Origin of the sequence: Streptomyces sp. NPDC002490, from assembly GCF_040296045.1 — a bacterium.
Classification (GTDB): Bacteria; Actinomycetota; Actinomycetes; order Streptomycetales; family Streptomycetaceae; genus Streptomyces.
In genome coordinates this window covers 13,549-37,450 of sequence record NZ_JBEOWM010000055.1, presented here as the reverse complement: position 1 = coordinate 37,450, position 23,902 = coordinate 13,549, and the positions used below count along the sequence as shown (strand labels likewise).

General features: G+C 71.1%; 16 protein-coding genes. 6 read left to right on the top strand and 10 right to left on the bottom strand.

The window, feature by feature from the left end:
• Nucleotides 1–2,348, top strand: a 2,348-nt coding sequence (locus ABT092_RS26535) for an SDR family NAD(P)-dependent oxidoreductase (protein ID WP_351248157.1), incomplete at its 5' end; no start/stop codon positions are given.
• A 91-nt stretch (nucleotides 2,349–2,439) separates the two neighbouring features.
• Here ABT092_RS26535 and ABT092_RS26530 read toward each other — a convergent pair.
• Genes ABT092_RS26530 through ABT092_RS26520 form a run of 3 tightly spaced genes read right to left on the bottom strand, consistent with a single transcriptional unit; the run spans nucleotide 2,440 to nucleotide 6,061 of the window.
• A complete protein-coding gene (locus ABT092_RS26530) occupies nucleotides 2,440–4,101 on the bottom strand; it encodes an MFS transporter (RefSeq protein ID WP_351248155.1) in 1,662 nt (553 codons plus the stop codon).
• Between the two features lie 14 nt (nucleotides 4,102–4,115).
• A complete protein-coding gene (locus ABT092_RS26525) occupies nucleotides 4,116–4,787 on the bottom strand; it encodes a response regulator transcription factor (protein ID WP_351248153.1) in 672 nt (223 codons plus the stop codon).
• On the bottom strand, nucleotides 4,775–6,061 hold the full coding sequence (locus ABT092_RS26520; RefSeq protein ID WP_351248151.1) for a sensor histidine kinase: 1,287 nt from the start codon (nucleotides 6,059–6,061) through the stop codon (nucleotides 4,775–4,777). The genes ABT092_RS26525 and ABT092_RS26520 overlap by 13 nt, the downstream gene beginning before the upstream one ends.
• 292 nt (nucleotides 6,062–6,353) lie before the next feature.
• Here ABT092_RS26520 and ABT092_RS26515 point away from each other — a divergent pair, with 292 nt between their 5' ends.
• From ABT092_RS26515 to ABT092_RS26500, 4 genes are all read left to right on the top strand, one after another.
• Nucleotides 6,354–7,157: an ABC transporter ATP-binding protein gene (locus ABT092_RS26515; RefSeq protein WP_351248149.1), complete on the top strand. Its 804-nt coding sequence runs from the start codon at nucleotides 6,354–6,356 to the stop codon at nucleotides 7,155–7,157.
• Nucleotides 7,157–9,700 (top strand): FtsX-like permease family protein, encoded by a 2,544-nt coding sequence (locus tag ABT092_RS26510; RefSeq protein ID WP_351248147.1) that lies wholly within the window; start codon nucleotides 7,157–7,159, stop codon nucleotides 9,698–9,700. The genes ABT092_RS26515 and ABT092_RS26510 overlap by 1 nt, the downstream gene beginning before the upstream one ends.
• A gap of 269 nt (nucleotides 9,701–9,969) precedes the next feature.
• Complete coding sequence (locus tag ABT092_RS26505) at nucleotides 9,970–10,728, top strand: thioesterase II family protein (protein WP_351248145.1); 759 nt, start codon at nucleotides 9,970–9,972, stop codon at nucleotides 10,726–10,728.
• A 631-nt stretch (nucleotides 10,729–11,359) separates the two neighbouring features.
• Nucleotides 11,360–12,598, top strand: a complete 1,239-nt coding sequence (locus tag ABT092_RS26500; protein ID WP_351248143.1) for a cytochrome P450 family protein — start codon at nucleotides 11,360–11,362, stop codon at nucleotides 12,596–12,598.
• Nucleotides 12,599–13,006: 408 nt separating this feature from the next.
• Here ABT092_RS26500 and ABT092_RS26495 read toward each other — a convergent pair whose 3' ends face one another.
• Nucleotides 13,007–14,512 (bottom strand): vanadium-dependent haloperoxidase, encoded by a 1,506-nt coding sequence (locus tag ABT092_RS26495; RefSeq protein ID WP_351248141.1) that lies wholly within the window; start codon nucleotides 14,510–14,512, stop codon nucleotides 13,007–13,009.
• Between the two features lie 1,801 nt (nucleotides 14,513–16,313).
• Here ABT092_RS26495 and ABT092_RS26490 point away from each other — a divergent pair.
• Nucleotides 16,314–17,066, top strand: a complete 753-nt coding sequence (locus ABT092_RS26490; protein ID WP_351248159.1) for a response regulator transcription factor — start codon at nucleotides 16,314–16,316, stop codon at nucleotides 17,064–17,066.
• Nucleotides 17,067–17,304: 238 nt separating this feature from the next.
• On the opposite strand, the gene ABT092_RS26485 is transcribed toward ABT092_RS26490, so the two are convergent.
• From ABT092_RS26485 to ABT092_RS26460, 6 genes are all read right to left on the bottom strand, one after another.
• A complete protein-coding gene (locus tag ABT092_RS26485; RefSeq protein WP_351248139.1) occupies nucleotides 17,305–17,721 on the bottom strand; it encodes a DUF6069 family protein in 417 nt (138 codons plus the stop codon).
• 621 nt (nucleotides 17,722–18,342) lie between these two features.
• Nucleotides 18,343–19,494: an acyl-CoA dehydrogenase family protein gene (locus ABT092_RS26480; RefSeq protein ID WP_351248137.1), complete on the bottom strand. Its 1,152-nt coding sequence runs from the start codon at nucleotides 19,492–19,494 to the stop codon at nucleotides 18,343–18,345.
• Between the two features lie 160 nt (nucleotides 19,495–19,654).
• On the bottom strand, nucleotides 19,655–20,908 hold the full coding sequence (locus tag ABT092_RS26475) for a nucleotide disphospho-sugar-binding domain-containing protein (RefSeq protein ID WP_351248135.1): 1,254 nt from the start codon (nucleotides 20,906–20,908) through the stop codon (nucleotides 19,655–19,657).
• A gap of 60 nt (nucleotides 20,909–20,968) precedes the next feature.
• Nucleotides 20,969–21,973 (bottom strand): NAD-dependent epimerase/dehydratase family protein, encoded by a 1,005-nt coding sequence (locus ABT092_RS26470; protein ID WP_351248133.1) that lies wholly within the window; start codon nucleotides 21,971–21,973, stop codon nucleotides 20,969–20,971.
• Nucleotides 21,970–22,956: a sugar phosphate nucleotidyltransferase gene (locus ABT092_RS26465; RefSeq protein ID WP_351248131.1), complete on the bottom strand. Its 987-nt coding sequence runs from the start codon at nucleotides 22,954–22,956 to the stop codon at nucleotides 21,970–21,972. The genes ABT092_RS26470 and ABT092_RS26465 overlap by 4 nt, the downstream gene beginning before the upstream one ends.
• A 311-nt stretch (nucleotides 22,957–23,267) precedes the next feature.
• Complete coding sequence (locus tag ABT092_RS26460) at nucleotides 23,268–23,840, bottom strand: dTDP-4-dehydrorhamnose 3,5-epimerase family protein (RefSeq protein WP_351248129.1); 573 nt, start codon at nucleotides 23,838–23,840, stop codon at nucleotides 23,268–23,270.
• Nucleotides 23,841–23,902 lie beyond the last annotated feature (62 nt).

Sequence of the window (23,902 nt, the reverse complement as noted above, 5' to 3'; positions counted from 1 at the left end):
ACACCTACGCCGAAATCACCCTCCCACCCGAAGCCCACCCCCACACCCACACCTTCACCATCCACCCCGCCCTCCTCGACGCCGCACTCCACGCCTCGGACCTCGGGGACTTCGAAAGCGACGGCGACCGAGGGGACATGCTGTTGCCCTTCGCGTGGCGGGGCGTGACCCTGCACGCGACCGGGGCGACACGGCTTCGGGTGCGGCTCACCCGTACCGGCGACAACACGCTGTCCGTCCTCGCCGCGGACGCACGGGGCGAGACCGTGGTGTCCGTCGAGTCGCTCGTGCTGCGCGCCGTCACAGCCGACCAGCTTCCGCACCCCGAGGCCGGGCCGCGACCGCTGTTCGGTGTCGACTGGACGCCCGTGCCGCTCGCTCCGGTGGGCGCGGCGGCCGGGGAGGTCCTCACCGTGCGGCCTTCCGGCGCGCACACCACGGTGGACTCCTGGGTGCTGGACATCGAGTCCCAGCTACCGGCCGACATACCGGAGGTCGTCGTGCTGCACGACGACCGGTGTGCCGAGGAGGCTCCGGCGGGCAGCGCCCGGGGCCCCGTGTCCGCGGGGACGGCCTCGGCGGTGCGGACGGCGACCGGACGGGTGTTGTCGCTCCTCCAGCGCTGGCTCGCGGACCAGCGGTTCGCCCGTGCGCGCATCGTGGTCGTCACCCGACGGGCCGTTTCCGCCGCCCGCACCGAAGCCGGGGTCGAGGACGTGCTCGACCTCGCGGGCTCCGCGGTGTGGGGGCTCGTGCGGTCCGTGCGCGAGGAGCACCCCGGCCGGGTGGCGCTGGTCGACGTGGACGGTGCTCCGGAGTCCTGGCGGTCGCTGGCCTCCGCCGCGGAGGTGACGGGTGGGGAACCCGAGGTCGCCCTTCGGGAGGGCACCGCGCTGGCCCCGCGGCTCGTGCGGGTCACGTCCGCCGACGACGGCGCCGACGACACCGGCCCGGGGTCCGGGCGGGTGGGGCTCGATCCCGAAGGGACCGTGGTGGTCACCGGTGGGACGGGCGGCCTCGGCCGGGTGCTCGCACGTCACCTCGTCACGGAGCACGGCGTACGGCATCTGCTGCTGCTCAGCCGGCGCGGTCCGGCGGCCGAGGGGATCGACGAACTCGTCTCGCAGCTCGCCGAGTCGGGTGCCGACGTCGAGGTCGTGGCCTGCGACACGGCCGACGAGGGCGAACTGAAGGACGCCCTCGGCAGGATCTCCCCGGCGCACCCGCTCACCGCCGTCGTCCACGCCGCGGGGGTGCTCGACGACGCGACCTTGGCCTCGCAGACGCCCGAGCGGTTCGAGACCGTGTTCCGTCCCAAGGTCGACGCGGTGCTGAACCTGCACCGGTTGACGGCGGACGCGGACCTGGCCGCGTTCGTGGTGTTCTCGTCGGCGGCAGGCACCCTCGGTGCCGCCGGGCAGTCCAACTACGCCGCGGCCAACGCCTTCCTGGACGCCCTCGCCCAGCACCGGCGGGCCCGGGGCGCGGCCGGGCTCTCGCTGGCCTGGGGCCTGTGGAGCGCGGGCACCGGGATGGGTGACCAGCTCTCCGAGGTCGATGCGCGGCGGATGGGCCGCTCCGGGATGCGGGCGCTGCGGGAGGACGAGGGCCTGGCCCGGTTCGACGCGGCACTCGCCGGGGGTGGCCGGGGCCGTGCGGTGGTCCTCCCCATGGCGCTCGACGTCGTCCGGGCCGGGACCGGGTCGGGCGGCGACGGGGTGCCGGCGATGCTGCGCTCGTTGCTCGGCCAGCCCGTCCGCAGGGCCGCGGCGGAGGGAGTCGACGGGGGTGCGGACGGCGGGGACCGGAGCGCCGAACTCGTGGGGTCGTTGGCGGGTAGGACGTCCGAGGAGCAGGTGCGCACCCTGCTGGGCCTGGTGCGCGAGCACACGGCGGCGGTGTTGGGCCATGCCCGGGCCCAGGACGTGGATCCGGGGCGCGGGTTCGTGGAGCTGGGTTTCGACTCCCTGACCGCGCTCGAACTGCGCAACAGGTTGGGCGGGGCGAGCGGGTTGCGGTTGCCGTCCACGCTGATCTACGACCACCCGACCCCGCTGGCCGCGGCCCGTCACCTGCGGGACGAACTGGTCGGGGACGAGGTCGAGGTCTCGCCGCTGGACGCGCTGGAGGCCGAACTCGCGGGTCTGGAGGCGGCGATGCGGAGGACGGCGCCCGACGAGGCGGTGCACACCCGGGTCGCCGCCCGGCTGCGGGCCTTGACGGCGCAGTGGGGCGAGCTGGCCGGGTCGGCCGGCGTGCGCACCGTCGCGGACGACCGGGCGGAGCTGGAGTCGGTCTCCGCCGACGAGCTGTTCGACATCCTGGACGGCGAGTTGGACGCCGACTGACGCCGCCGGCCCGGCACCCGTAGAACGCCGGAACCGGCCGCTCGCCTCGTGGCGGCGGCCGGTTCCGGCGTTCTACGGCGCGTGGGTGGGCTCAGGCCGGTCCCGGTACCGTCGGGGTGTCCTCGTCCACGTCCGCCGCGGCACCCGTGCCGGCGGGCTCGGTGGCGGACCCGCGGCGAGCGGCCGGCGGGTCGGGCTCGGGTCCGGCGGCGTCCGCGTCGGCTCCCCGGGCGTGCCGCAGCAGGACCAGCGAGACCGCGGCCATGAGGAGCAGCAGGCCGGCCGCGGTCCAGGAGGCGGCACGCAGGCCGGCGGCGAACGCCTCCCGCGCGACGGTGAGGAGTTCGGCCCCGGTGGCTCCGGGCAGCCGGTCGGCCGCCTCCACCGCGCCGCCGAGGGTGTCCTTCGCGGACCGCACCGCGGACGGCGGCAGTCCCTGCGGCACCCGGTCGGTCAGGTCGGCGCGGTACACGGCGGTGCCGACGCTGCCGAGGATGGCGACGCCGAAGGCACCGCCGAACTCGGTGGCGGTCTGGGAGAGTCCGGAGACGGAACCGGCACGGTCCGGCGGGGCGGTGGCGATCACCAGGTCGGAGGTGACGGTCATGACGAGGGTGATGCCGGCCGCCATGACGACGGTGCCGGTCACGAGCGTCGCGACTCCGGACTCGACGTGCATCCGGGCGAGCACCAGGTATCCGAGGGCGGCGACCACCAGGCCGCAGGAGACCACCGTTCCGGGGCGTACGAACCGCACCAGCACGGGGGCGAGCCCGGAACTCAGCAGGGCGGCGCCCGCGGCGGGCAGGGCCCACAGCCCGGCCTGCAACGGGCCGAACCCGAGGACCATCTGGAGGTACTGGGCGGTGAAGAGGCCCGAGCCGACCAGGGAGAAGACGGCCAGCACGCTGGTCGCGACGGCGGCGCTGAACGCGCGGTCGTGGAAGAGCCGGACGTCGAGGAGGGGTTCGCTGAGGGTGCGTTGTCGCCGGAGGAAGTACCAGCCGACGGTGAGGCCCGCGACCAGCGAGGCGATCGGTGCGGGGCTGGCGCCGTCCTCGGCGATCCGTTGGATGCCGTAGACGGCGGGCAGGACCGCGGCCAGGGAGAGGGCGGCGCTGAACAGGTCGAACCGGGCGGGGTCGGTCGCTCTGGACTCCGGCAGCAGCAGTGACCCGAGGACCAGGAGCAGCGCGATGACGGGCAGGTTGACCAGGAAGACCGAGCCCCAGCGGAAGTGTTCGAGGAGCACGCCGCCGAGGAGCGGGCCGAGCAGGGCGCCGGCGGCGAACGCGCCGGTCCACACGGCGATGGCGATCCTGCGCTGTCCGTCGTCGCGGAACATGGTGCGGATGAGGGAGAGGGTGGAGGGCATCAGTGTGGCGCCGCCGAGGCCGAGCAGGGCGCGGGCCGCGATCAGCATCGTGGGGCTGGAGGCGAAGCTCGCCATCAGGGAGGCGGCGCCGAAGACGACGGCGCCGCCCATGAGCAGGCGTTTGCGGCCGATCCGGTCGCCGAGCGCCCCCATCGTCAGCAGCAGCCCGGCGAGGACGAAGGGGTAGATGTTGACGATCCAGAGGAGTTGCGCGCTGCTCGGTTCCAGCTCGGCGCTGATGAAGGGCAGCGCGTAGGACAGGACCTGCATGTCGAGCGAGACCAGCAGGACCACGACGGTGAGGACGGCGAGTCCCGTCCACTGTTTTCGGCCGGCTCTGGGGTGCTGCTGGTGGGACGCCGTTAAGGCATGGCTCATGGAGTGCTCCGCTCCTACTTCGCCGGCGGGTGCCGGGTCTCGGCGTTCAGATAGGCGAGCACCGCCAGGACCCTGCGGTTGTCGTCCCCTGAGGCGGTGAGGCCCAGCTTCGAGAAGATGTTGTTGGTGTGTTTGCTGACCGCCTTCTCGGAGACGAACATCCGGGCGGCGATGGCGGCGTTGGAACGTCCCTCGGCCATCAGTCCGAGGGCTTCGCGTTCCCGTTCGGTGAGGCTATGCACCGGGCTGTTCACGGTGTCGTGCCTGGTCATCAGCTCGGAGACGACCTTGGGGTCCATCACGGTGCCGCCGGAGGCCACCTGCCTGACCATGTCGACGAAGCGGCGCACGTCGAAGACCCGGTCCTTGAGCAGGTAGCCGACGCCGCCGTTCTGGTCGGACAGCAGCTCGCGGGCGTACATCTGCTCGACGTGTTGGGACAGCACCAGGATGGGCAGTCCCGGCACCTGGGCGCGGGCCTGGACGGCGGCCTGGAGTCCCTCGTCCGTGAAGGTGGGGGGCAGTCGCACGTCGACGATGGCCACGTCGGGCCGGTGGGCGAGCAGGGCGCGCAGCATCGCGGGCCCGTTGTCCACCGCCTCGACGACCTCGAAGTCGTGTGCGGTGAGGAGTTGGACGAGCCCCTCCCGCAGGAGTGCCAGGTCTTCGGCGATCACCACGCGCACGGGAGCTCCATCGTCACTAGGGTCGGCCCGCCCACCGGGCTGCTGATGTCGATTCTTCCGTCGAAGGCGGCCAGACGGCGCTGGAGCCCTCGCAGGCCGCTGCCGCCCTCGGCCCGGGCGCCGCCGCGTCCGTTGTCACCGACCTGGGCGCGGAGGGTGCCGTCGGCGTGCCAGAGCCGGATGCTGGCGCAGTTAGCGCCGCTGTGCTTGGTGACGTTGGCGAGGGCTTCCGCGATCACGAAGTAGGCCGCGGACTCGATGGGTGCCTGAGGCCGCCGGGGCAGGTCGATGTGGACGTCGACGGGGATGGCCAGGGCCATGGCGAGCGCCCGGACCGCCCCGTCGAGTCCGCGCTCGGCGAGTACCGGGGGGTGGATGCCGCGCACCAGGTCGCGCAGTTCGGTCAGTGCCTGGCTGCTGGACTCCATGGCGTCGGCGAGGAGTTGGCGCACCAGGGCGGGGTTGCTCTCCAGTTGGGTGTCGGCGAGGCCGAGTTTCATGCCGAGCGACACGAGGCGGGCCTGCGCCCCGTCGTGCAGGTCCCGTTCGATCCGGCGCAGTTCGGCGGCCTGCGACTCCACCGCGTCCGACCTGGTCTCGGTGAGGTGTTCCACGCGCAGGGTGAGTCGGGCGTTGCGGGTGGGGGCGAGCAGCGCCCGGTTGAAGCGCAGGTGCAACCGGCCCAGTGGCGGCGCGATCAGCAGGCCGAGCAGGACGAGGAGGAAGCCCTGGGGGATGGCGAGGTTGGCGTCGCCCTGGTCGGTGATGAACCAGGTCGCGCCGAAGCCCCAGTGCGGGCCCATGCTCTCCCACAGCAGGGGGGTGACGAGGATGCCGTTGAGGCCGTAGGCGACGAGGGCCGCGGGCAGCAGCCCGAGGACGAGGCCCACGACGCTGTCGAGCAGCATCCACAGGACGTCCCGCCAGGTGGCGGGGTCGGCCAGCAGTCGACGGCACTGGGCGAAGGTGCCCGCGGTGTCGTAGGCGCCGTCCCCGGCGGTGTCCCGGTAGGGGGTGTCGATGGCTTCGCCCGACCACTCCAGCGCGGTGCGCCGGTGGAAGTTGGCGAGACCGCGCACGGCGACCATGACGACCGGCAGGATGAGGAAGCCGACGCCGATGACCATGGTGGCGAAGGTGGTGATCGTGACGGCCAACAGCACGACGCTCCCCGCCTGGGAGAGCACGGCGACCAGCAGTCCCCGGGTGCACCAGCGCAGCCGCTCCGTGATCCCGCGCCGTTTCGGTGACCGTGCGGCCCCAACCTCGTCCAACTGCCCCGCCCTCCTGCTCTTCCCCCGACCGCGCCCGCCCCCGCGTGCGCGTGCCGCGCGCGGTGGGGAGGTGCCGGCCGCTCCGGGTGGTCCGGCCCATGACCTGGCCCGGTCCCACGTCCTGGTGAAGGATCGCATGCGGAGCCCGGTCGGGCGGTGGGGATTGCCCCAGGTCGGGGGTAGGGATTTCTCTACCCCAGGTGTGGAAGAAGACCCATCGGCCCGGCCTCTGCCCGTCCGTAGCGTGGACCACGTGATCGCGTCTCCCACGCGACGGGTTCAGGGAGTTTGGATGGACACCAGCACCGCTGTAGACGACACAGTACGGCTCGACACCGTTCGCAAGGTGTACGGCCAGGGCGCCAACTCGGTGACGGCCCTCGACGGCGTCAGCCTGAGTTTCCAGCGCGGCAGCTTCACCGCCGTGATGGGTCCCTCGGGTTCGGGCAAGAGCACCTTCCTGCACTGCGCGGCGGGGCTCGACCGGCCGACCTCGGGCACCGTCCTCCTCGACGGCGAGGACCTGAGCCAGTACGACGAGACCACGCTGACCAAGATGCGGCGCGAGCGCATCGGCTTCATCTTCCAGGCGTTCAACCTGCTGCCCGCCCTCTCCGTGGTGCAGAACGTGACCCTGCCGCTGAAGTTGGCCGGGCGCCGTCCCGACCGCCGGCGGGTGGCGGAGGTCATCGAGCGGGTGGGGCTCGGTAACCGCAGGAACAACCGCCCCGCCGAGCTCTCCGGCGGTCAGCAGCAGCGCGTGGCGATCGCCCGCGCCCTGGTGACGGGGCCCGCGGTGGTCTTCGCCGACGAGCCGACCGGCGCGCTCGACACGCGCACGGCCCGCGAGGTGCTGCTGCTGATGCAGGAGTCGGTGCGGGCACTGCGGCAGACCATCGTGATGGTGACGCACGACCCGGTGGCCGCGTCCTACGCGGACCGGGTGGTGTTCCTCGCCGACGGCCGGTTCGTGGGGGACTTCTACAACCCGACGGCCGAGGCGGTCGCCGAGCGGATGACCCGTCTCGGCGCGTGGGGTGACGAGTCACGCGGCGCGTACGGCCAGCAGACCACCGCGGCCGGAGGCACGTACTGATGTTGTCCCTGGCCATGCAGACGCTACGGTTCCGCCTCGGCGGATTCGTGGCCACCTTCGTCGCCCTGTTCTTCGGCTCGGCCCTCATCATGGCCTGCGGGGGGCTCATGGAGAGCGGCGTCCGCGAAGCGGTGCCGGCACAGCGGTTCGCCGCCGCGCCCATCGTGGTGACGGGTGACCAGAAGTACGACGGCTCCACGCTCGCCGAGCGGGTGCGGCTCGACCAGGCGCAGGTGCGCACGGTCGAGAACGTGCCCGGGGTGGAGCGGGCGGTCGCCGACGCGTCCTTCCCGGTGGCCGTCGTGCGCGACGGCCGTCCGGTCACGGACCTGCCGGACAGCGCCACCGGCGACGAGCACCGCCCGCTCGGTCACGCCTGGGAGTCCGCCCGGCTCGCGCCCTACACCCTCTCCTCGGGGGAGCGGCCCACCGCGACGGGCGAGGTGGTGCTCGACAGCGGTCTCGCCGAGCGGGCCGGTGCCCGCGTCGGCGAGCGGGTGCGGATCGTCGTCGCCGGCCGCGGCGAGGAGTTCCGGCTCACCGGCGTCGTCGAGCAGTCCGGCGGGCGTGCGGCGTCCCAGCCCGCGGTGTTCTTCAGCGACGTCCAGGCCAGGGCGTTCGACGGCGGTGCCGTGGACGCGATCGGGGTGCTGCCCGAGCCGGGCACCGACACCGCCGAACTGCGCGAGCGGATCGACAAGGTCCTCGACGGCGGTGCCGTCACGCTGACGGGCGACGAACGGGGGCTCGCCGAGTTCCCGCAGGCCGCCGCCAGCCAGAAGAACCTCGTCATGCTCTCCGCGATCTTCGGCGGCTGGGCGGTCCTGGTCGCCATGTTCGGGGCGTCCTCGACGCTGGGCCTGACCGTGCAGCAGCGGCAGCGCGAGATGGCCCTGTTGAAGGCGATCGGCACCACCCCCGCCCAACTGCGCCTCATGATCCTCGGGGAGACCCTGGTCGTGGCCGTGCTGGCCGCGGTCCTGGGCTGTCTGCCGGGGGCGTTGCTCAGCGAACTCCTCTTCGACCAGTTGGTCGACGCCGGCATCATCTCGGGGGCCATCGAGTTCCGGCAGAGCCTGATCCCCGCGGTCGTGGCCGTCGTGGCCTCGCTGGTGGCGGCGGTCGGCGCCGCCTACCTCACCGCCCGCAAGGTCGCCGAGACCCGGGCCACCGACGCCCTGGCCAGCAGCGCCCAGGAGGGCGGCTGGCTCACCCGCGTCCGGATCGTGCTGTCGGTGCTCTTCCTCACCGGTGGCGTCGCCATGGCCGTCATGACCGTGACCATGATGAAGGGCGACCTGACGGCCAGCACCGCGGGCCCCGCCTGCATCATGTGGGCCATCGGGCTGGCGCTGCTCGCCCCCGGCTTCACCAAGGCGATCGTCTGGCTGCTCCAGGGCCCGATGCGTCTGTTGGCCGGCCTCACCGGACACATGGCGGTGCTCAACTCCCGTGCCCACACCATCCGGATGGCCTCGACCGTCACTCCGATCGTCCTGTTGACCGGTGTCGCCACCGGCACCCTGTACATGCAGCAGATCGAGGACGCCTCCCACCGGACCTCCCGCAACGGGGTCCTGCACGCGGACAACGTGGTGACCTCCGAGGTCGGCGGGCTCGCCCCCGGCACCCTCGACCGGGTGCGGCAGGCGCCGGGCGTCGACGCCGCTTCCTCCTACGTGACCAGCACCGGCTTCGTGCAGAGCCCCGAGGACGCCGACCAGACCGGCGACGGCTGGCCGCTCCAGGGCATCGACGACGTGGCCAACCTCGCGGTGCCCGCCGCCACCGGCTCGTTGGCCGACCTGCGCGGCAACAGCGTCGTCCTGCCCGTCGAACGCGCCGAGGCCCTGGGCCGCAAGGTCGGTGACAGCATCACCCTCAGGCTCGGCGACGGCACCCCGGTCAAGGTGACGGTGGTGGCGACCTACCACCCGAAGGGCGATGCGACGGCGCTGCTGCTGCCCGCCCCGCTGCTGGTCACGCACACCACCGACGGAGTGGCGAAGCAGATCCTGGTGCGCCACGCGGCGGGCGCCGACCCCGACGAGGTGACCGCCGCGGTGATCGCGCTGGTCAAGGACCAGCCGGGCGTCGAGGTGTCGGACAGCGAGGCACTGAGCGCTGCACGCACCGGGGGCCAGCAGCAGTTGGCCACCATCAACTACATGGTGGTGGGGCTGATCGTCGGATACACCGCGATCTCCGTGATCAACACCCTGATCGCGGCCACCGGGCGCCGGCGCAGGGAGTTCGGGCTCCAGCAGCTCACCGGATTCACCAGGAAGCAGGTCATGGTGATGATGGGGCTGGAGAGCGCGCTCACCGCGATCGTCGGAGTGTTCCTCGGCACCGTCGCAGCCACCATCACCATCTTCCCCTACAGCATGGCCAAGTTGGACGACGTGGTCCCCTCGGTGCCGCTGTGGATCTACTTCACGGTCGTGGCCGGCGCCGTCGTGATCGCCTTCGCGGCGACCCTGGTACCGACCTGGCGCGCCACGATGTCCCGTCCGGTGGAGGCGGCCACCTCGGCCGCCTAGCGACAGCCCGGTGGCCCGACCCCCCGGGGCCACCGGGCAGAGCCACCCCGAAGGCCGGATGCCCCAAATCCCCCGAGGGCATCCGACCGGGTCCCCACCGCCCTCCCCCGGGTCGGTGGGGACCCTCTTTCCTTCCCCTGCTCTCCCCCGCTCCCGCCGGCCCCTAGGCACCCCTGCTAGGGGTTGGCCCGGGGCGGGCCCCGTTGAGAGGCTTCCACCGCGGGCGCCCGCCCGCTTTGGCCCTCCACCCATCCGTAAGGGGAACCCACGTGACGAGCAGCGTTCAGGAGAAGAGCGCGTGGATCCAGCGCTTCCACCCGTCCGAGGACGCCAGGACCCGGCTCGTCTGTTTCCCGCACGCGGGCGGCGCCGCCACCTTCTTCCACCCGGTGTCCGCGGCGCTGAAGCCCGACATCGAGGTGCTCGCCGTCCAGTACCCGGGTCGTCAGGACCGCAGGACGGAGCCCGTGGTGCGCTCCGTCGAGGAGTTGGCCCACCGCGCCACCGAGGCGATGCGCCCCTGGGCCGACCGTCCGCTGACCCTCTTCGGACACAGCATGGGCGCCCTGGTCGCCTTCGAGGCCGCGCGCCGACTCGCCGACGAAGGCGCCCCGCCGCTCTCCGTCATCGTCTCCGGCCGCCGCTCCCCCACCAGCCACCGCGACGAGAACGTGCACCGCCGCGACGACCGGGGGATCGTGTCCGAGATGGCCCGGCTCGGCGGCACCGACCCGCGTGCCTTCGAGGACCCCGAACTGCGGGCCCTGCTGCTCCCGGTGATCCGTGCCGACTACGAGGCCGTGGAGACCTACCGCTACCGCCCCGGCCCCGCCCTGCCCTGCCCCGTGCTGGCGCTGCTCGGCGACGCCGACCCGGTGGCGAGCGTCGAGGAGGCCCACGGTTGGGCCGAGCACACTTCGGCGGAGTTCGCCCTGCACACGTTCCCCGGCGGGCACTTCTACCTCAACGACCACGCAGCCGCCGTGATCACGACCGTCCGCGAGCACATCGCGTCCCGCTCCGCCTGACCCGGCACCGACCGGGTACCACGACACCCGCCGGAGGGGCCGCACGGGGATCGCCCCGGCCGAGCGCGGCGCTTGACGCGCCGCGGGAGCACGGGAACCCGCCGCTCAGCGCGGCGGGCTTCCGGCCGTGACCGGTGAGACGGACACCCGCGGAGCGTGGGGCAGGTCGAGTGCGGCGGGAGAGGTGCCTGCGTCCCTGAACTCCGTGCGGGAGGCGTTGAGCTCCGTGCGGGAGGCGTTCAGACTGCCACGGGAACCACTGGAGGACGTGACCGTAGGCGTCCGCCCGATCCCGGCGGGCGACGGCGTGCTCCGTACGTCGTCGGCGAGTGCCCCGGGGCCCGCCCCGCGTTCCCCGAAGGCGGCTCCCGGCGCGCCCTCTCCGTGCACCGCGCCCTCCGTGGACGCGCACAGCATCCCGGACCGTCCCGAATCGGCTCAGAAGTCAGACAAGAGGCCGAATCTCCTCTAGGCGGGCTCGGATGGGCGCAGCACAATCCCCGGTACCGATGCCCCGCCGTCGTCGCGAGGTCCACCCATCCACGCACCGGCACGACCCGGCGCCCGGGAGAGAGGCCGCACCCCGGTGGCCGTTCCCCGACGGGCCGTCCCGCGTGACCGGAGGTGTCCCATGACCACCAGCCACGAGGTTTCCGTCCCGGTCCTCGACAGCGACGGAGGTGACCGGCTGTACGAGCAGATCGAGGAACTCCGCGCGGCCGGGCCCGCCGTGCGGGTCCGGCTGCCCCAGAACGTCATCGCCTGGTCCGTCACGCGCGGCGACGTCGTCAGGCGGCTGGTCACCCATCCGGATGTCACCAGGAACGCCCGTGGCGCCTGGACCGGCTACCGGCCGGGCGCCGTCCCCTGGCTCTCCCCCTGGATCGACGTCCACTCCATGGCCACCTCGGAGGGGGCCGAGCACACCCGGTTGCGGAGGCTGATCGGTCCCGCGTTCACACCGCGGCGCATGCAGTCGCTGCGGCCCTCGATCGAGTCCATCGTCACCGACCTCCTGGACGGCCTGGAGGCCCTGGAGGACGGCGCGGCAGTGGATCTGCGGGCGCACTTCGCGCACGGTGTGCCGACCCGTCTGATCTGCGACCTCTTCGGCGTTCCCGAGGACCAGCGCCCCGAGGTGCTCGCCGTCGCCGACACGGTCCTGGCCACCGGCGTCCCCCCGGAGGAGTCGGAGCGGGTCGCCAACGGGCTGATCACCGTCATGCGCCGGCTCGTGGCGGCGAAGCGACGGGAGCCCGGTGACGACATGACCAGTCTGCTGCTCACCGCCCACGAGGGGGACCGGCTCACCGAGACGGAGCTGATCTCCACTCTGATCCTGATGATCGGCGCCGGGAGCCAGACCACGATCGCACTGATCGGGAACGCCGTCCGGGCGCTTCTCACCCACCGCCAGCAGCTGGACGCGATCCTGGCCGAGCCCGCCCGCTGGGCCGATGCCATCGAGGAGACCCTGCGGCTCCATCCGCCGGTCGTCCACCTTCCGCTGCGCTTCGCGCTCCGCGACATCGACCTCGGCGAGGGCCTGACCATAGCGGCCGGGGAGGCCATCCTCATCGGGTTCGGGGCGCACGGCCGGGACCCGTCGTGCCATGACGCCGCGCACGACTTCGAGATCGACCGCGTGGACAGGGACCACCTGGCCTTCGGGTACGGCATCCACTACTGTCTCGGCGCCCCGCTCGCCCGGCTGGAGGCCGCCGTCGCCCTGCCCGCCCTCTTCGCCCGGTTCCCGGACGTCGTGCTCGCGGACGGGGGGACCGCTCCGGCCCCCCAGTCGTCGTTCATCGGCAACGACGTCCTCACCCTGCCCGTTCTGCTGCGCCCCCGGGGCCGCGCGGCGCGGTGAGCCGACCGCTCCGGTGAACGCCCGAGCCGTCCGTCCCCGCGGGCGGGCGGTTCGCCCGGTCATCAGACGCTGCTGGCCGTCGATGAGGAAGGACGGCTCCCCGCTCCAGCGCCTCCGCGAGGTCGGTGAGCAACTGGACCGCCTGCTCCTCCTACCAGGCGTACGGCCGTTGGCAGTCCGGGATCCGGAAGTCGTAGTCACTGCTGAAGACCTTGTGGAGGGGCATCTCGTGCGCTTCGGGCTTGTGCATGCGGCCATCATGACGGCCCCGCCGCCCCGTGTGCACTCCTCGCCCCACTCCGTACCGGCCCGACGACGGAGGCGTCCCCGGCCGCCGCGGGACCACCCGGCAGGAACTCTCCCGCGCGCGTGGTCCCCCTCCTGAGGAGATCAGCGGAACACCCGGCTTCAGGCGGTACCGTTGATGTACTTCACGGCCACCGAGAAGGCGGCCTTGGCCACGTTCCGGCCGACCTTCTCGCCCTCGTCGATGTCGAACGTCCAGTGTCCGCCGCCGTAGACGCGGGAGAGGCCGTCCTGGGTCGCGGCCTCGCTCAGCGTCTCCCACGTGAGGGTCACGTCCGAGGCGGGGGTCACACCGGGCTCGTAGACGGACGAACCGGCCTTGGTGGTGTGGGAGTCACCGAACTTGTCGCTGCCGGTCCACAGCTTCAGCGACTCGGCCGCCGTGCTGCCCCACACCGCGTGTCCGGAGACGTACGCAGCGAACGGAGGCGTCGTGACGTACGGGAACCAGGTCTCACCGGCGATCGTCTGCGTGCCCTTGCCGCGACCGGCGTATCCACGCACCTGCTTGCCCGACTTGTCGTAGCGGATCACCGTCGTCGGGCGGGCGTAGTCGTAGTGCACCTTGGTCTTCCAGGCCACGATGCCGGCGTCGGCCATGGCCAGGTTGAGCGTGAAGAACATCTTCACGTCCTCACTGAGGGTGTTCTGGTCGCGGCGAGAGATGTATTGGGCCCACTTGTTCTGGTGGCCGGCGGGCGTCTCGCTGTTCTCGAGCCAGTACTCCGAGATCACCTTCTGGCGATCGGTCAGGTTGGCGTTGTAGTCCATCAGCGTCTTGATGTCCGCCTTGAGCTTCTTGCTCCCGTAAGCGGGCGGCGGGGGCGGCAGGAAGGCCACCGGGTCCTTGATCGCGAAAGGCTTGACCTCGCCCCATTGCGGGGTGGCGAACGGCGGGACGAACCCGTCGATCCTGAGCGGGGTCCAGCGCACCGGGTCCACCACGGTCGACTTGTCCAGCGCGGACACGTCCTGGGCCGGGTTGAGCGGGGTGTAGCCCGTGGTGTCGGCGTACTCGTTCTCCTGGTTGGAGCCGTCCGTTCTACGGTCGGCGATCACCGCGTCGCAGGCCGTGTGCGCCACCCCGGCGGCGGTCCTGGTGTTCCGCGACGTATGGGCCGGGTCCTGCCCGAGGGCTCGCAACTTGGCATCGAAGTCGCTCTTGAATTCGGGGAAGAGGTAGTTCAGCGCGTCGTACGCCGCGTAGTTGATCGCGGTCTTCCGGTTGGCGAGCGTGCGCTTGTAGTACGGCTGCCGCAGGTCGTCGCCCAGCTGGGTCCCGACCGCCCGCGCGTCGTACGCCGCCCATGCGTCGTAGACGCAGGTGTGGACGACGGCGAGCACGCGGCTGCCGAGCGGCGGGCGCTTCAGGCCGTTGGTCTCCGTGGCCTTCTTCACTATGGCGTCGTACGTCACCTGGTTCCACTGGAGGACGAGGTTGTCCCCGCCCCGTGCGGCCTCCGCGCTCTCCGCCCGGTCCGGGGAGGAGGTCCCCGCGGCGGCGGTGCCGCCTCCGGTACCGACGGCGGTGCCCAGCAGCACCGCCACTACGGCGGCGGAGGTACCGGCACGCCGGCGACGGCCGGTCGATGTCCTGGACAGACTCATGAGAACTGCTCCCTGTGGGAAATGAACACGTGAAAACGGGCCGGCACGGACGGGCCCGATGCGGTTCCTGGTCGTTGTCGTGACGCGTGGGGATGAGGAGGGCGGCGACGGAGGTGCGCACCCGGACGTCGCCGTCGAAGCAGGGGCGGGTCGCCTCCGTCCGGTCCCACGGGTCGCCGTGCCGGTCGCCCGCAGGGCGCGGGCACGGTCGGCGGGTTCGAACCGGAGACCGGTGTGCGTCGACGCGGCGCCCGGGTCGCGTCGGTACCGCCGGAACGGACTGGTGCCGGAGCGGTTGCTTCGGCGGAGACTGCTTCACAGCTTCTTCGACCGTGCACGTGGGGGCAAGCAGTTCACCGAGAGTTGACCATCAGCACACCGTCCTCTGTACCTCTGCCGAGTTCTGGCGCGAACTCTCCTGAGATCATGCATTTCTCAGGTTCGACCCCGGTCAACTCATCACGAGATGAAGGTGGTGCACGAGAAGGAATCCCACAGAACCTTCGGAACTCCCCCATGAGCAAAATGCAGCACTTCGCTTATCGGGAGTGCGGCGCGCCGGATGACCTTTACGATGCGACGCGCTCATCGGCCCGGCCCACAAACTGCCCGCCAAGCGATCTGTAGGTTCGGGGGAGACCACCCGCCAGCCGACGGGGCCCTACCCGGCAAACCGTGGCACCTTCATCATCCAGGGTTGCCACCACACCTGGTTTCGTGTTGAATCCATACCGATCATCGAGCTTGCATGTCCGACCGGGGCGGGGGTCTGAAACGGTGTTCCACAGAGGCTTCACCTCTCTCAGATGGACGGACGGAAAGACGGCCCGGCCCACCGGCCCGACGTCCGTCCGGTTCACCTGTCGAGGAAGAATCTGCCATGTGGAGCCCTGAAACACCCGGTGACCATGCGAGGCCGACGGTACCGCGGAAAGATTCCGCGGCCCCCGTGGCGTATTCCCGCCCGGCTTTCAGTCTTGCGGGCCCGGACCGACCACGTTCGCCCCTGACCACTTCGCCGAAGCGGGTCTCTGCGCTCCCCACCCCCACCAGTTCGGCCGGGGAAGCCCGTGATGTTTCCGCGCGCCGGAGGCGGACCACCTCCAGGTTCTGCTCGACCGCAGGCCCACCCGGAGAGCGGAAGGCCGGCGCCCGGCAGCCCCGTACGGCTTGAGAAGCGTCCTGCCTGCCGGCCAGTTGCCCCAGGTCCGGCAGGCGGCTTGCATGCGGAAGCGACCACCATCGGCCACGGCGCCCGCTATTGACAGGGACACCACAGGCAACCGTACGGTTTCCCGCATGCCCGACCAGCCGTCCCGGACTTCCCCACAATTCGCTCGCACGCCGCCCCACGAGACCGAATCAACAACAATTCAGCTCAACGGACAGCACCCCCGGGAGAGCCGTCGCCCACTGCCAACGTGTGCAACAACACCCCGTACCACACAAAACGCCTCCCTTGCCCTCACGGGAAGCGATTGTTACGCTCAAACAGCAGCAAGAATCATGAGCCACGCACTCCATAGGCCCCACTAACAGAGGCACCTTTCTCGCCATTTCGATCATTTGAGGACCCATGCTTCAGGGGAATTTCGAACCGGAATACACGAAAAGGAAGACGCTCTCCGCCTCCCGGCCATGGAAGAACCTCGCGATCCGGCCTCTGCAATCACCACCACGGGCCCAGGAGCCGTAACATCCGCACGGCACTCCGTAGAGCACTCTTTCTGTAGTGACCTCTCACACAAAGACGGTAATTCACGCCAAGGGGGAGCAAGTGGGTCAGTTTTCGGTGGACACCATGCGGCACAGGAAGCCGAAACGTCCACACGTTGATTCACCGACGCGGCCCTTCCGCGCTCCTGGCTCACAGCCGACTGCGCAACAGGGAGTTCTGGTAATCCTCGTCGTCGGGAGCGAGGAGAGCGGGATGAACGAACTCGTGCAAGGGCTGCGACGACATGGTCACCGTGTGGAGAGCGCCACCACCGGGGCCCGGGCACTGCAGGTGCACCAGAACGCCGACCTCGTTCTGTTCGACCTGGACCTGCCGGACCTGGATGGACTTGAGGTCTGTCGCAGCATCCGGGCATACGGTCAGACTCCGATCATCGCCGTCACCGCCCGGGAGTCCGAACTCGACCGAGTGCTGGCCTTGCAGGCCGGCGCCGACGATTGCCTGACCAAGCCGTACGGCTTCCGTGAGCTGATGGCTCGCATGGACGCGGTCATGCGCAGGACCCAGCCGCAGTGGCCCCTGGAGCAGGTGATCGAACACGGCCCCTTGCGGATCGACGTGAACTCCCGGGAGATACGACTCGACGGAAGACTGATCGAAGTGACCCGTAAGGAATTCGATCTTCTCCACCTCCTTGCATCCTGGCCTAGAACGGTCATTTCCCGGCAGCAACTGACGGCTCAAGTGTGGGGTGACTTCACGCCGCTGCGCGGGCGGACCATCGACACCCATGTCAGCAGCCTGCGCAGCAAACTCGGTTCCAGCGAATGGATCGTGACCGTACGTGGCGTCGGATTCCGCATCGGAAGCCAGTGAGACCGGGCTGCGACCGATTGTCCGATCCCGTGTCTGCGTCACCGACGCCCTTGCGGTGACCGCACATACTCATATGGAGCTCATCAAGCCTCTCGGCGCGCTCACCGTAAGGTGACCGATCCAAGACGCACACCAAACGGGGCCTGGTTCTCGCATGTTGTGGATGTCGATGGTCCTCACGCCGGAAACAGGCCCCGTTGGCGTGCCCGGTCCCCCCGGACCGCCGCGAAGGACTTTCTCAGCTCCGCGCGGACCGACGGTAGGCCGGGATGAGAACCGCACCCACCACCAGGTGCATCGCCGTCAGCGTCAGACGGGTGCCGGTGGTGGCATCGGCGAAGACGGTGGGCAACAGGGACAACAGCAGAACCGCGCTTGCACAGTACGTCCAGGCCTTCCGGGCACGTGCCGTGAAGCGTTCGAGGAGGGCGAGCAGTCCCCATCCGGCGAGGCCGGCCATGAGGGTGCTGACGAGAGCTCCCACGAGAGTGATTTCCGTGACGCCGTTCTGATTGACGGTGAGTTCGGCACCGACCGCGTTGCCGATCAACCACGTTGCCGCGGCTGCTATCCCCGCGACGGCCAGGGCGATGAGCCGATGCCGCACCCGGGAGCCTGCGGGGGCTTCGTCCGTGGAACGAGTTTCTGCGGACATGAAGGTACTCCAATTGAATGCAGAAGGTTCGGTGGGCACTGCACACCACCGTTGATCCGGGAGAATATGGAACCGGCACGCCGGTCGTGTCCCACGGGCAAGCACCACCATGCCCCCGCTCGACACCGACTTTTATTTCATGCCGTCAGGATCTGTTTGCGCAGCATATCGCACGGGGTACTTCCGTTCAGTCACAACTACCGTACAGATCAAGCCGTGTTCACCTGACCGCTTGCCGATATCAGGAGACGGATTCTTTGGCGCCGAACGTCATACGGCCCCCGTACCCACCGGTCCGCTCCTCTCCCATTGCGCGATACTCGAACGCTCCTCGGAGCGCGCAAACTTCATCAGGAGGCCCTGAGAAAGAGGGGATCCGCTCCCGACCTTCCCCAGGGTCATCTCGTACACTCACGGACCGTCCCTGACTCCTTTACGCTGGTCGTACCGCGTTGCGCACCGAAACTCGCTACTCCGGGAACGGTTCGACGGACGCGGGATCGCCACATCCCTCTCACCGGGGCGCCGTTCGGCGGTCGAACGCTGCCGAGCACTCCGTCCCCCTCCCCGTCGTGGCCTGCGCCTCGACCCGTGCACTCGCCCTCCTTCCGCCCGATCGCTCTACTTCGGGTCGGCCGCGTGAGCCGAGAGGGCCGACGCGTAGGCGGTGGCGGCGGGCTCGAACTGCAAGCCGATGTGGGTGGCCGAGGCATTGACGTCCCGCCAGAAGCGCTGGAGCGAGCCCGTCGCGGAGTGACCGCTGGTACCCGCCGCGCCGAACATCCGGTTCACCGCCGTCACCGAAGTCTCGACCGCCAGGGCGCAGTCACGCGTGTTGCGGGCCACCTCCAGCGGTGTCGCGCGCGCACCCCGGTCGGCGATCCGGCCGGCCCTGTCGATCAGCAGGTGCGCCGTGTCGATCTCCCCTGCCGCACGTGCCAGCGTGGACGCGTAGAAGCCGCGGCTGATCCCCGGACCGCCCGGCTCCCTGGGGGCGCTGCGGAACTTGGCCACGGCGTAGTCCGACCAGACGGCGAGCGCCCCGCGCGCGGCGCCCAGCGCGGGGGCGGCGAAGGAGAGACCGTTGACGGCCTGGAGCGGGACGGTATGGCAGGCGGCCGAGGAACTGCGCGCACGCCCCTGGAAGAGGTCGTCGCCTTCGAAGGTCCGCGCGTCGGGGACGAACACGTGGTCGGCGACGAGTGTGTTGCTGCCCGTCGCGCGCATGCCGACGTTGGACCAGGTGTCCTGGATCTCGTAGGCGGTTCGCGGGATCACGAAGACGCGCAGCGCCTGGCCCTCGCCTTCCGGGACCACCGCACGCACCAGCGCCCAATCGGAGAAGTCGATGACGCTGATGGAGGGCCACGTGCCGGAGAGTCGCCAGCCTCCCGGCACCGCCTTGGCCCGGCCCAGCGGCGCGAGCGAGCCGACCACGACGGCGTCCGGGCCGTCCTGCCACACCTCCGCACGCCCCTCGGCGGGCAGGAAGCCCACCATCCGGCCGAGGTACGCGACGATCGAGGCGCTCCAGGACGAGGCGGCACATGCCCTTCCCACCGTGATCAGGGCTTCGGTGAGCTCGGCGAAGGTGCCCGCCGTGCCGCCGTGCCCGACGGGGACGAAGTGCCGGGCGAAGCCGGCGCCGAGCACGGCCTTCATGACGTCCGGGTCGAGTCGGCGCGTCTCGTCCGCGCGGGCCGCCTGGTCGGCCGCCAGGGCGGCGACGTCCTCCGCCGCGCTGAGCAGAGTGCCTGTCTTCTGTGGTGACATCGCTGTTTCCTCCACTGTTCCGACGTCGTCGTTCGTCCTCGTGCTGTGCTGTGCTGCGCCTCTTCGCGCGGACTCCGGTCAGCCACCTCGTCCACCGGGTGAGTCGGTCGGGCATCGACTTCGTGGCCGTGCGTCCTGACCGACGGAGAGCCCCTGCGGCTCAGCGGCGGTGACGGGTGGTCAGTTCCTCCAGCACCGGCACCAGGTCGCCCGGAGCGGGCGCCTCCTGCATCTCCTGGTGCAGCACGGCCGCGCCGTCCCGGAAGGAGTCGTCCTCCAGGAGCCGGGTGAGGGACTCGCGCAGCGCGTCCGGGGTGAACCGGGCGCTGTCGATGACCAGCCCCGCGCCGTTGTCGGCGACGTACCGGGCGGTGGCCGCCTCTCCCCAGAAGGGCATCGGCGTGACCAGCTGCGGCACCTGGTGCGCCACGGCCGCTGCGAAGGTGCCGCCGCCGCCGTGGTGGATGATCGCCGAGCAGGTCGGCAGTAGGTGGTTGAGGGGCACGTAGTCGATCAGCCGGACGTTGTCCGGTGCCGTACCGACGGCCTCCCGCTCCGCGGCGCCGACCGTGGCGACCAGCTCCACGTCGAGCCCGGCGACCGCCTCGACCACCTCCGGGAACGAGACGCCGCTCTGCCGGAAGAGCTGCCGACCGCGGCCGCCGATGCCGAGGGTCAGGACCACCCGGGGGCAGGCGGATCGCTGGTGGACCCAGGCGGGCAGAGCCGCGGTTCCGTTGTAGGGCACGCGGCGCACGGAGGTGTACGGCAGGTCGAGGGGAAGCCGCATGCCCCGGGGCATCGGGTCGATGGTCCACTGGCCGGTGAGGAGTTCCTCTTCGAACTCCAGGCCGTAGGGCACCAGCATGTTGCTCATCAGGGGCACCAGCGGGTCGTCGGCCGGCCCCCCGCCGCGGGCCGTGAGCTGTTCCGCGGACTTGGCCCGCAGCCAGCCGATGTTGTCCCGCCCCCACAGGAAGCGGGCCTGTGCGGCGCCGCCGACCCGGGCGGCGACGGCCGCGGGGACGCAGAACGGGTCCCAGACGACCAGGTCGGGCTTCCAGTCCTGGACGAAGTCCACCAAGTCGGGCAGGAGCGGCAGGTAGACCAGGAGGGTGTTGCACATCACCTGCCACTGGGTCTCCCAGCGGGCGCCGTCGTCCTCGGTGTCCAGCGAGAGGGTGTCGTCGAGCGAGTCGAGCCGGTCCAGGTTGGAGTTGAACTCGACGACTCCGGCGAGTTTGTGGCGGGCCCCGAGCGGCACTGCCGCGAGACCCGCCTCCGTGACGAGGTCGACGGCGTCGGGGTGGATGGCGACCCGGACGTCGTGGCCCGCGTTCTGCAAGGCCCAGGCCAGGGGAACGATCGGGTGCACATGGGCGACGGCTGGGAAGACTGCGAACAGGACGCGCATCGGGTTCTCCGTGGTGGATTCCGGCGGTGGCGAGGATCGGCTTCGTTCGTTCGAGGGATGTCACTCGGACGACGTCACGGGCGGCGTCGACGCGAGGGAGAGGCTGGACAGCAACCCCGACAGCGAGGCGTCCAGGCCCCGGCGGGGCTCCCAGCCGAGGAGCCGCCGGGCAAGGGAGACGTCCAGCTTCTGGCAGTCCACTGCGGCGCCCGGAGCAACGCCGTCGGCCGCGCGTTCGACGAGTCGGACCGGTAGGCCGCTCAGCGCGAGCAGCCGCTCGACCACCTCTCCGGTTCGCACCGCACGCCCACTGCCGATGTTGACGGCACGGCCCGACACCTCCCCGCGGGGCGCACGGGCGGCGGCCAGCACGGCGTCGACGACGTCGCGCACGTCGACGAAGTCCCGCTCCGCACGCAACGGAGGGAGGAGCAGCTCGGCGTCGGTGGCCGTGGGGGCGTCGACGTACCGCTCCAGGTGTGCCGCGACGTCGCCGAGGAGGCTGCCGGCCGGTGCACCGGGGCCGATGACGTTGGCCATGCGCAGCACGACACCGTCGAGTGCGCCGGCGCGCGCCGCGTCGAGGACGCTCCGCGACGCGGCGAGTTTCGAACGTCCGTAGGGGGTGACGGGAGCCTCGGTGCCGTCCTCGGCGAACCCGGCCCCGTGGGTGCCCGCTCCGTACTCGTGCACGCTGCCGAGCTGGATCAGTCGCGGACCACGAGGCGTCCCGTGCAGCGCGGCGACCAGTGCGGTCACCAGCCCGGTGTTGGCGCGGTGCATGTGCTGCTCCGTCACTCCCCAGACGGCGCCGGCGGCGTTGACCACGACGTCCGCGTCGGTGTCGGCGAGGAGGGCGTGCAGCTCCCTGGGGCTCGCGGCCAGCAGGTCGAACGCGACGAAGCTCTCGTCCGGCACCCGGGTGGGGGGCGAGGGATCGGGCAAGGCCCTGGAGACGCACACCACGTGGAACCCTGCGGACCGGAACCCGGCCCGCAGGTGCCTGCCGAGGAAGCCGGTGCCGCCGAGCACCGTCGCGCGCCGCTCGGTCCCGGTCCCGGTCACTCCGCCACCTCGACCCGGGTGTGGTCGCCCACGACGAGGGACCGGCGGGGGGTTCCGTCCCGGCCGGCCGCGCTGATGTGCGCGAATCGGCCGATCAGAGAACCGTGGAGACGGCCCACGGGCCAGACCGTGGCGCCTTCGAGGAGGAGCGAGTCGTCGATGTGCGTGCCCCGCACCGAGGAGTGCCTGCCGATCGTGGCGTACGGGCCTATGTGGGACTCCTCCACCACCGTGCCCGCGGCGATGACCGCGGGCCCCTCGATCCAGGACCGCACGATCTTGGCGCCGGGCTCGATGACGACCTGACCCGTGATCCGGCTCTGCGCGTCGACGTCGCCGTCGATCGACGGGGTCAGTGCGTCGAGCATGGTGCGGTGGGCTGCCAGCACGTCGTCAGGGGTCGTGATCTGCCGCCAGTACCCGGCGTACGTCTCCGTCCGCACGTCGCCTCCGCGTGCGCGGAGCCACTGGACGGCACAGGCCGGTGTCGCCGCGCCGCCGGGTCGGTCCCCTGCCAAGGCGGCCACCGCCTCGTGGACGGCGTGGGTGAAGACGTGGACGATCCCGAAGTCCGGGGACGCCTCCGGAACGACGACGCCAGCGGCGGGGCGCACTGCGGCGAACACGGCGGCCTGGTCGGCGAAGCCTCCGGTGACGAGGGTGTCGCCGCGGCACACCACGAAGTCCTCGTTCCCGAGGAAGCCGCGCGCCAGCGAGAGGGCGTGGCCGAAGCCGCGGGGCCCGGCCTGACGGAAGTACGTGAGGGCGAGGCCCGACCGGGAGCCGTCGCCGAGCGCTTGCTCGATCTGCTCGCCCCCGTCCCCGACGACGATGCCGACCTCGCGTACGCCCAGGTCCCGAACGCCGTCGAGGACGTGGGACACCAGCGGCTTGCCCTGGAGCGGGATCAGTTGTCGGGGCAGGGAGTGGGTGAGGGGCCGCAGTCCGATGCCCGTACCGCCCGACAGCACCAGTGCCTTCATCGAAAAGCCTCTCTATCTCATGGACAAGGGGGAGGAGCGGCCGTTGCGGGCGCGGGGGTCGGCCCGCAGGCCCGACCGGCCGCTCCAGGTCCCCGACCGCTCGGGACGGCACGAGCACGTCGGCCAGGTCCCGGCCGGCCGGCGCGGCGCCTTCGTGTGCCCGGGCTCGGCGAGGAGTTCGGCCGGCGCGTGCACGTTCCGTCGCGTCGGCGTACGGGTTCGCCGCGACGGGCACGTGGCCAGGGGGTCGGGCTAGCGCACGCTGCGTGCAGGGCGTTCGGGTCGGCGGGGCGCGGGGAACGAGCCCGCGGTCAGCCGCTGGGCCACGTGGAGAGGAGCCCGGCCTCCAGGGTGGCGGCGAGCGAGCGCGCCGTCCGGTCCTTCTCGGAGATCAGGGGCGGCTCGGTGAAGTCCCAGGGCAAGGCGAGGTCCGGGTCGAGGGGGTCGATGTCGATCTGGGTGCCGGGGACGTACGTGCTCGACAGGACGTAGCAGATGCAGGCGTCCTCGGTCAGCGTGAGGAAGCCGTGCCCCACGCCCTCCGGGATGTAGACGGCACGGCCCGATTCGGCGTCGAGCACGTTGACGTCGTGCTGTCCGAAGGTCGGTGAGCCCACGCGCAGGTCGACGACGAAGTCGCGGAACGCGCCGCGGACGCAGGAGACGTACTTGGCCTGACCCGGAGGGCTGGTGACGCTGTGCACCCCCCGCAGGGTGTTGCGGCGCGACACCGAGTAGTTGATCTGCTTCACCTCGAAGGGGTGCCCCACGACGCCTTCGATCCGGTCCGTGCGCAGCGACTCGAAGAAGGCGCCGCGTTCGTCCTTGATCTGCCTCGGTGTCAGGACATGGACACCCGGCACTCTCGCCTCGACTGCCTGCACGGCGCAGCCCCGTCCTCTCGTCGTTGTCGTGCGCGTGTGAGCCCGATCCGGTGGTGTGCGGG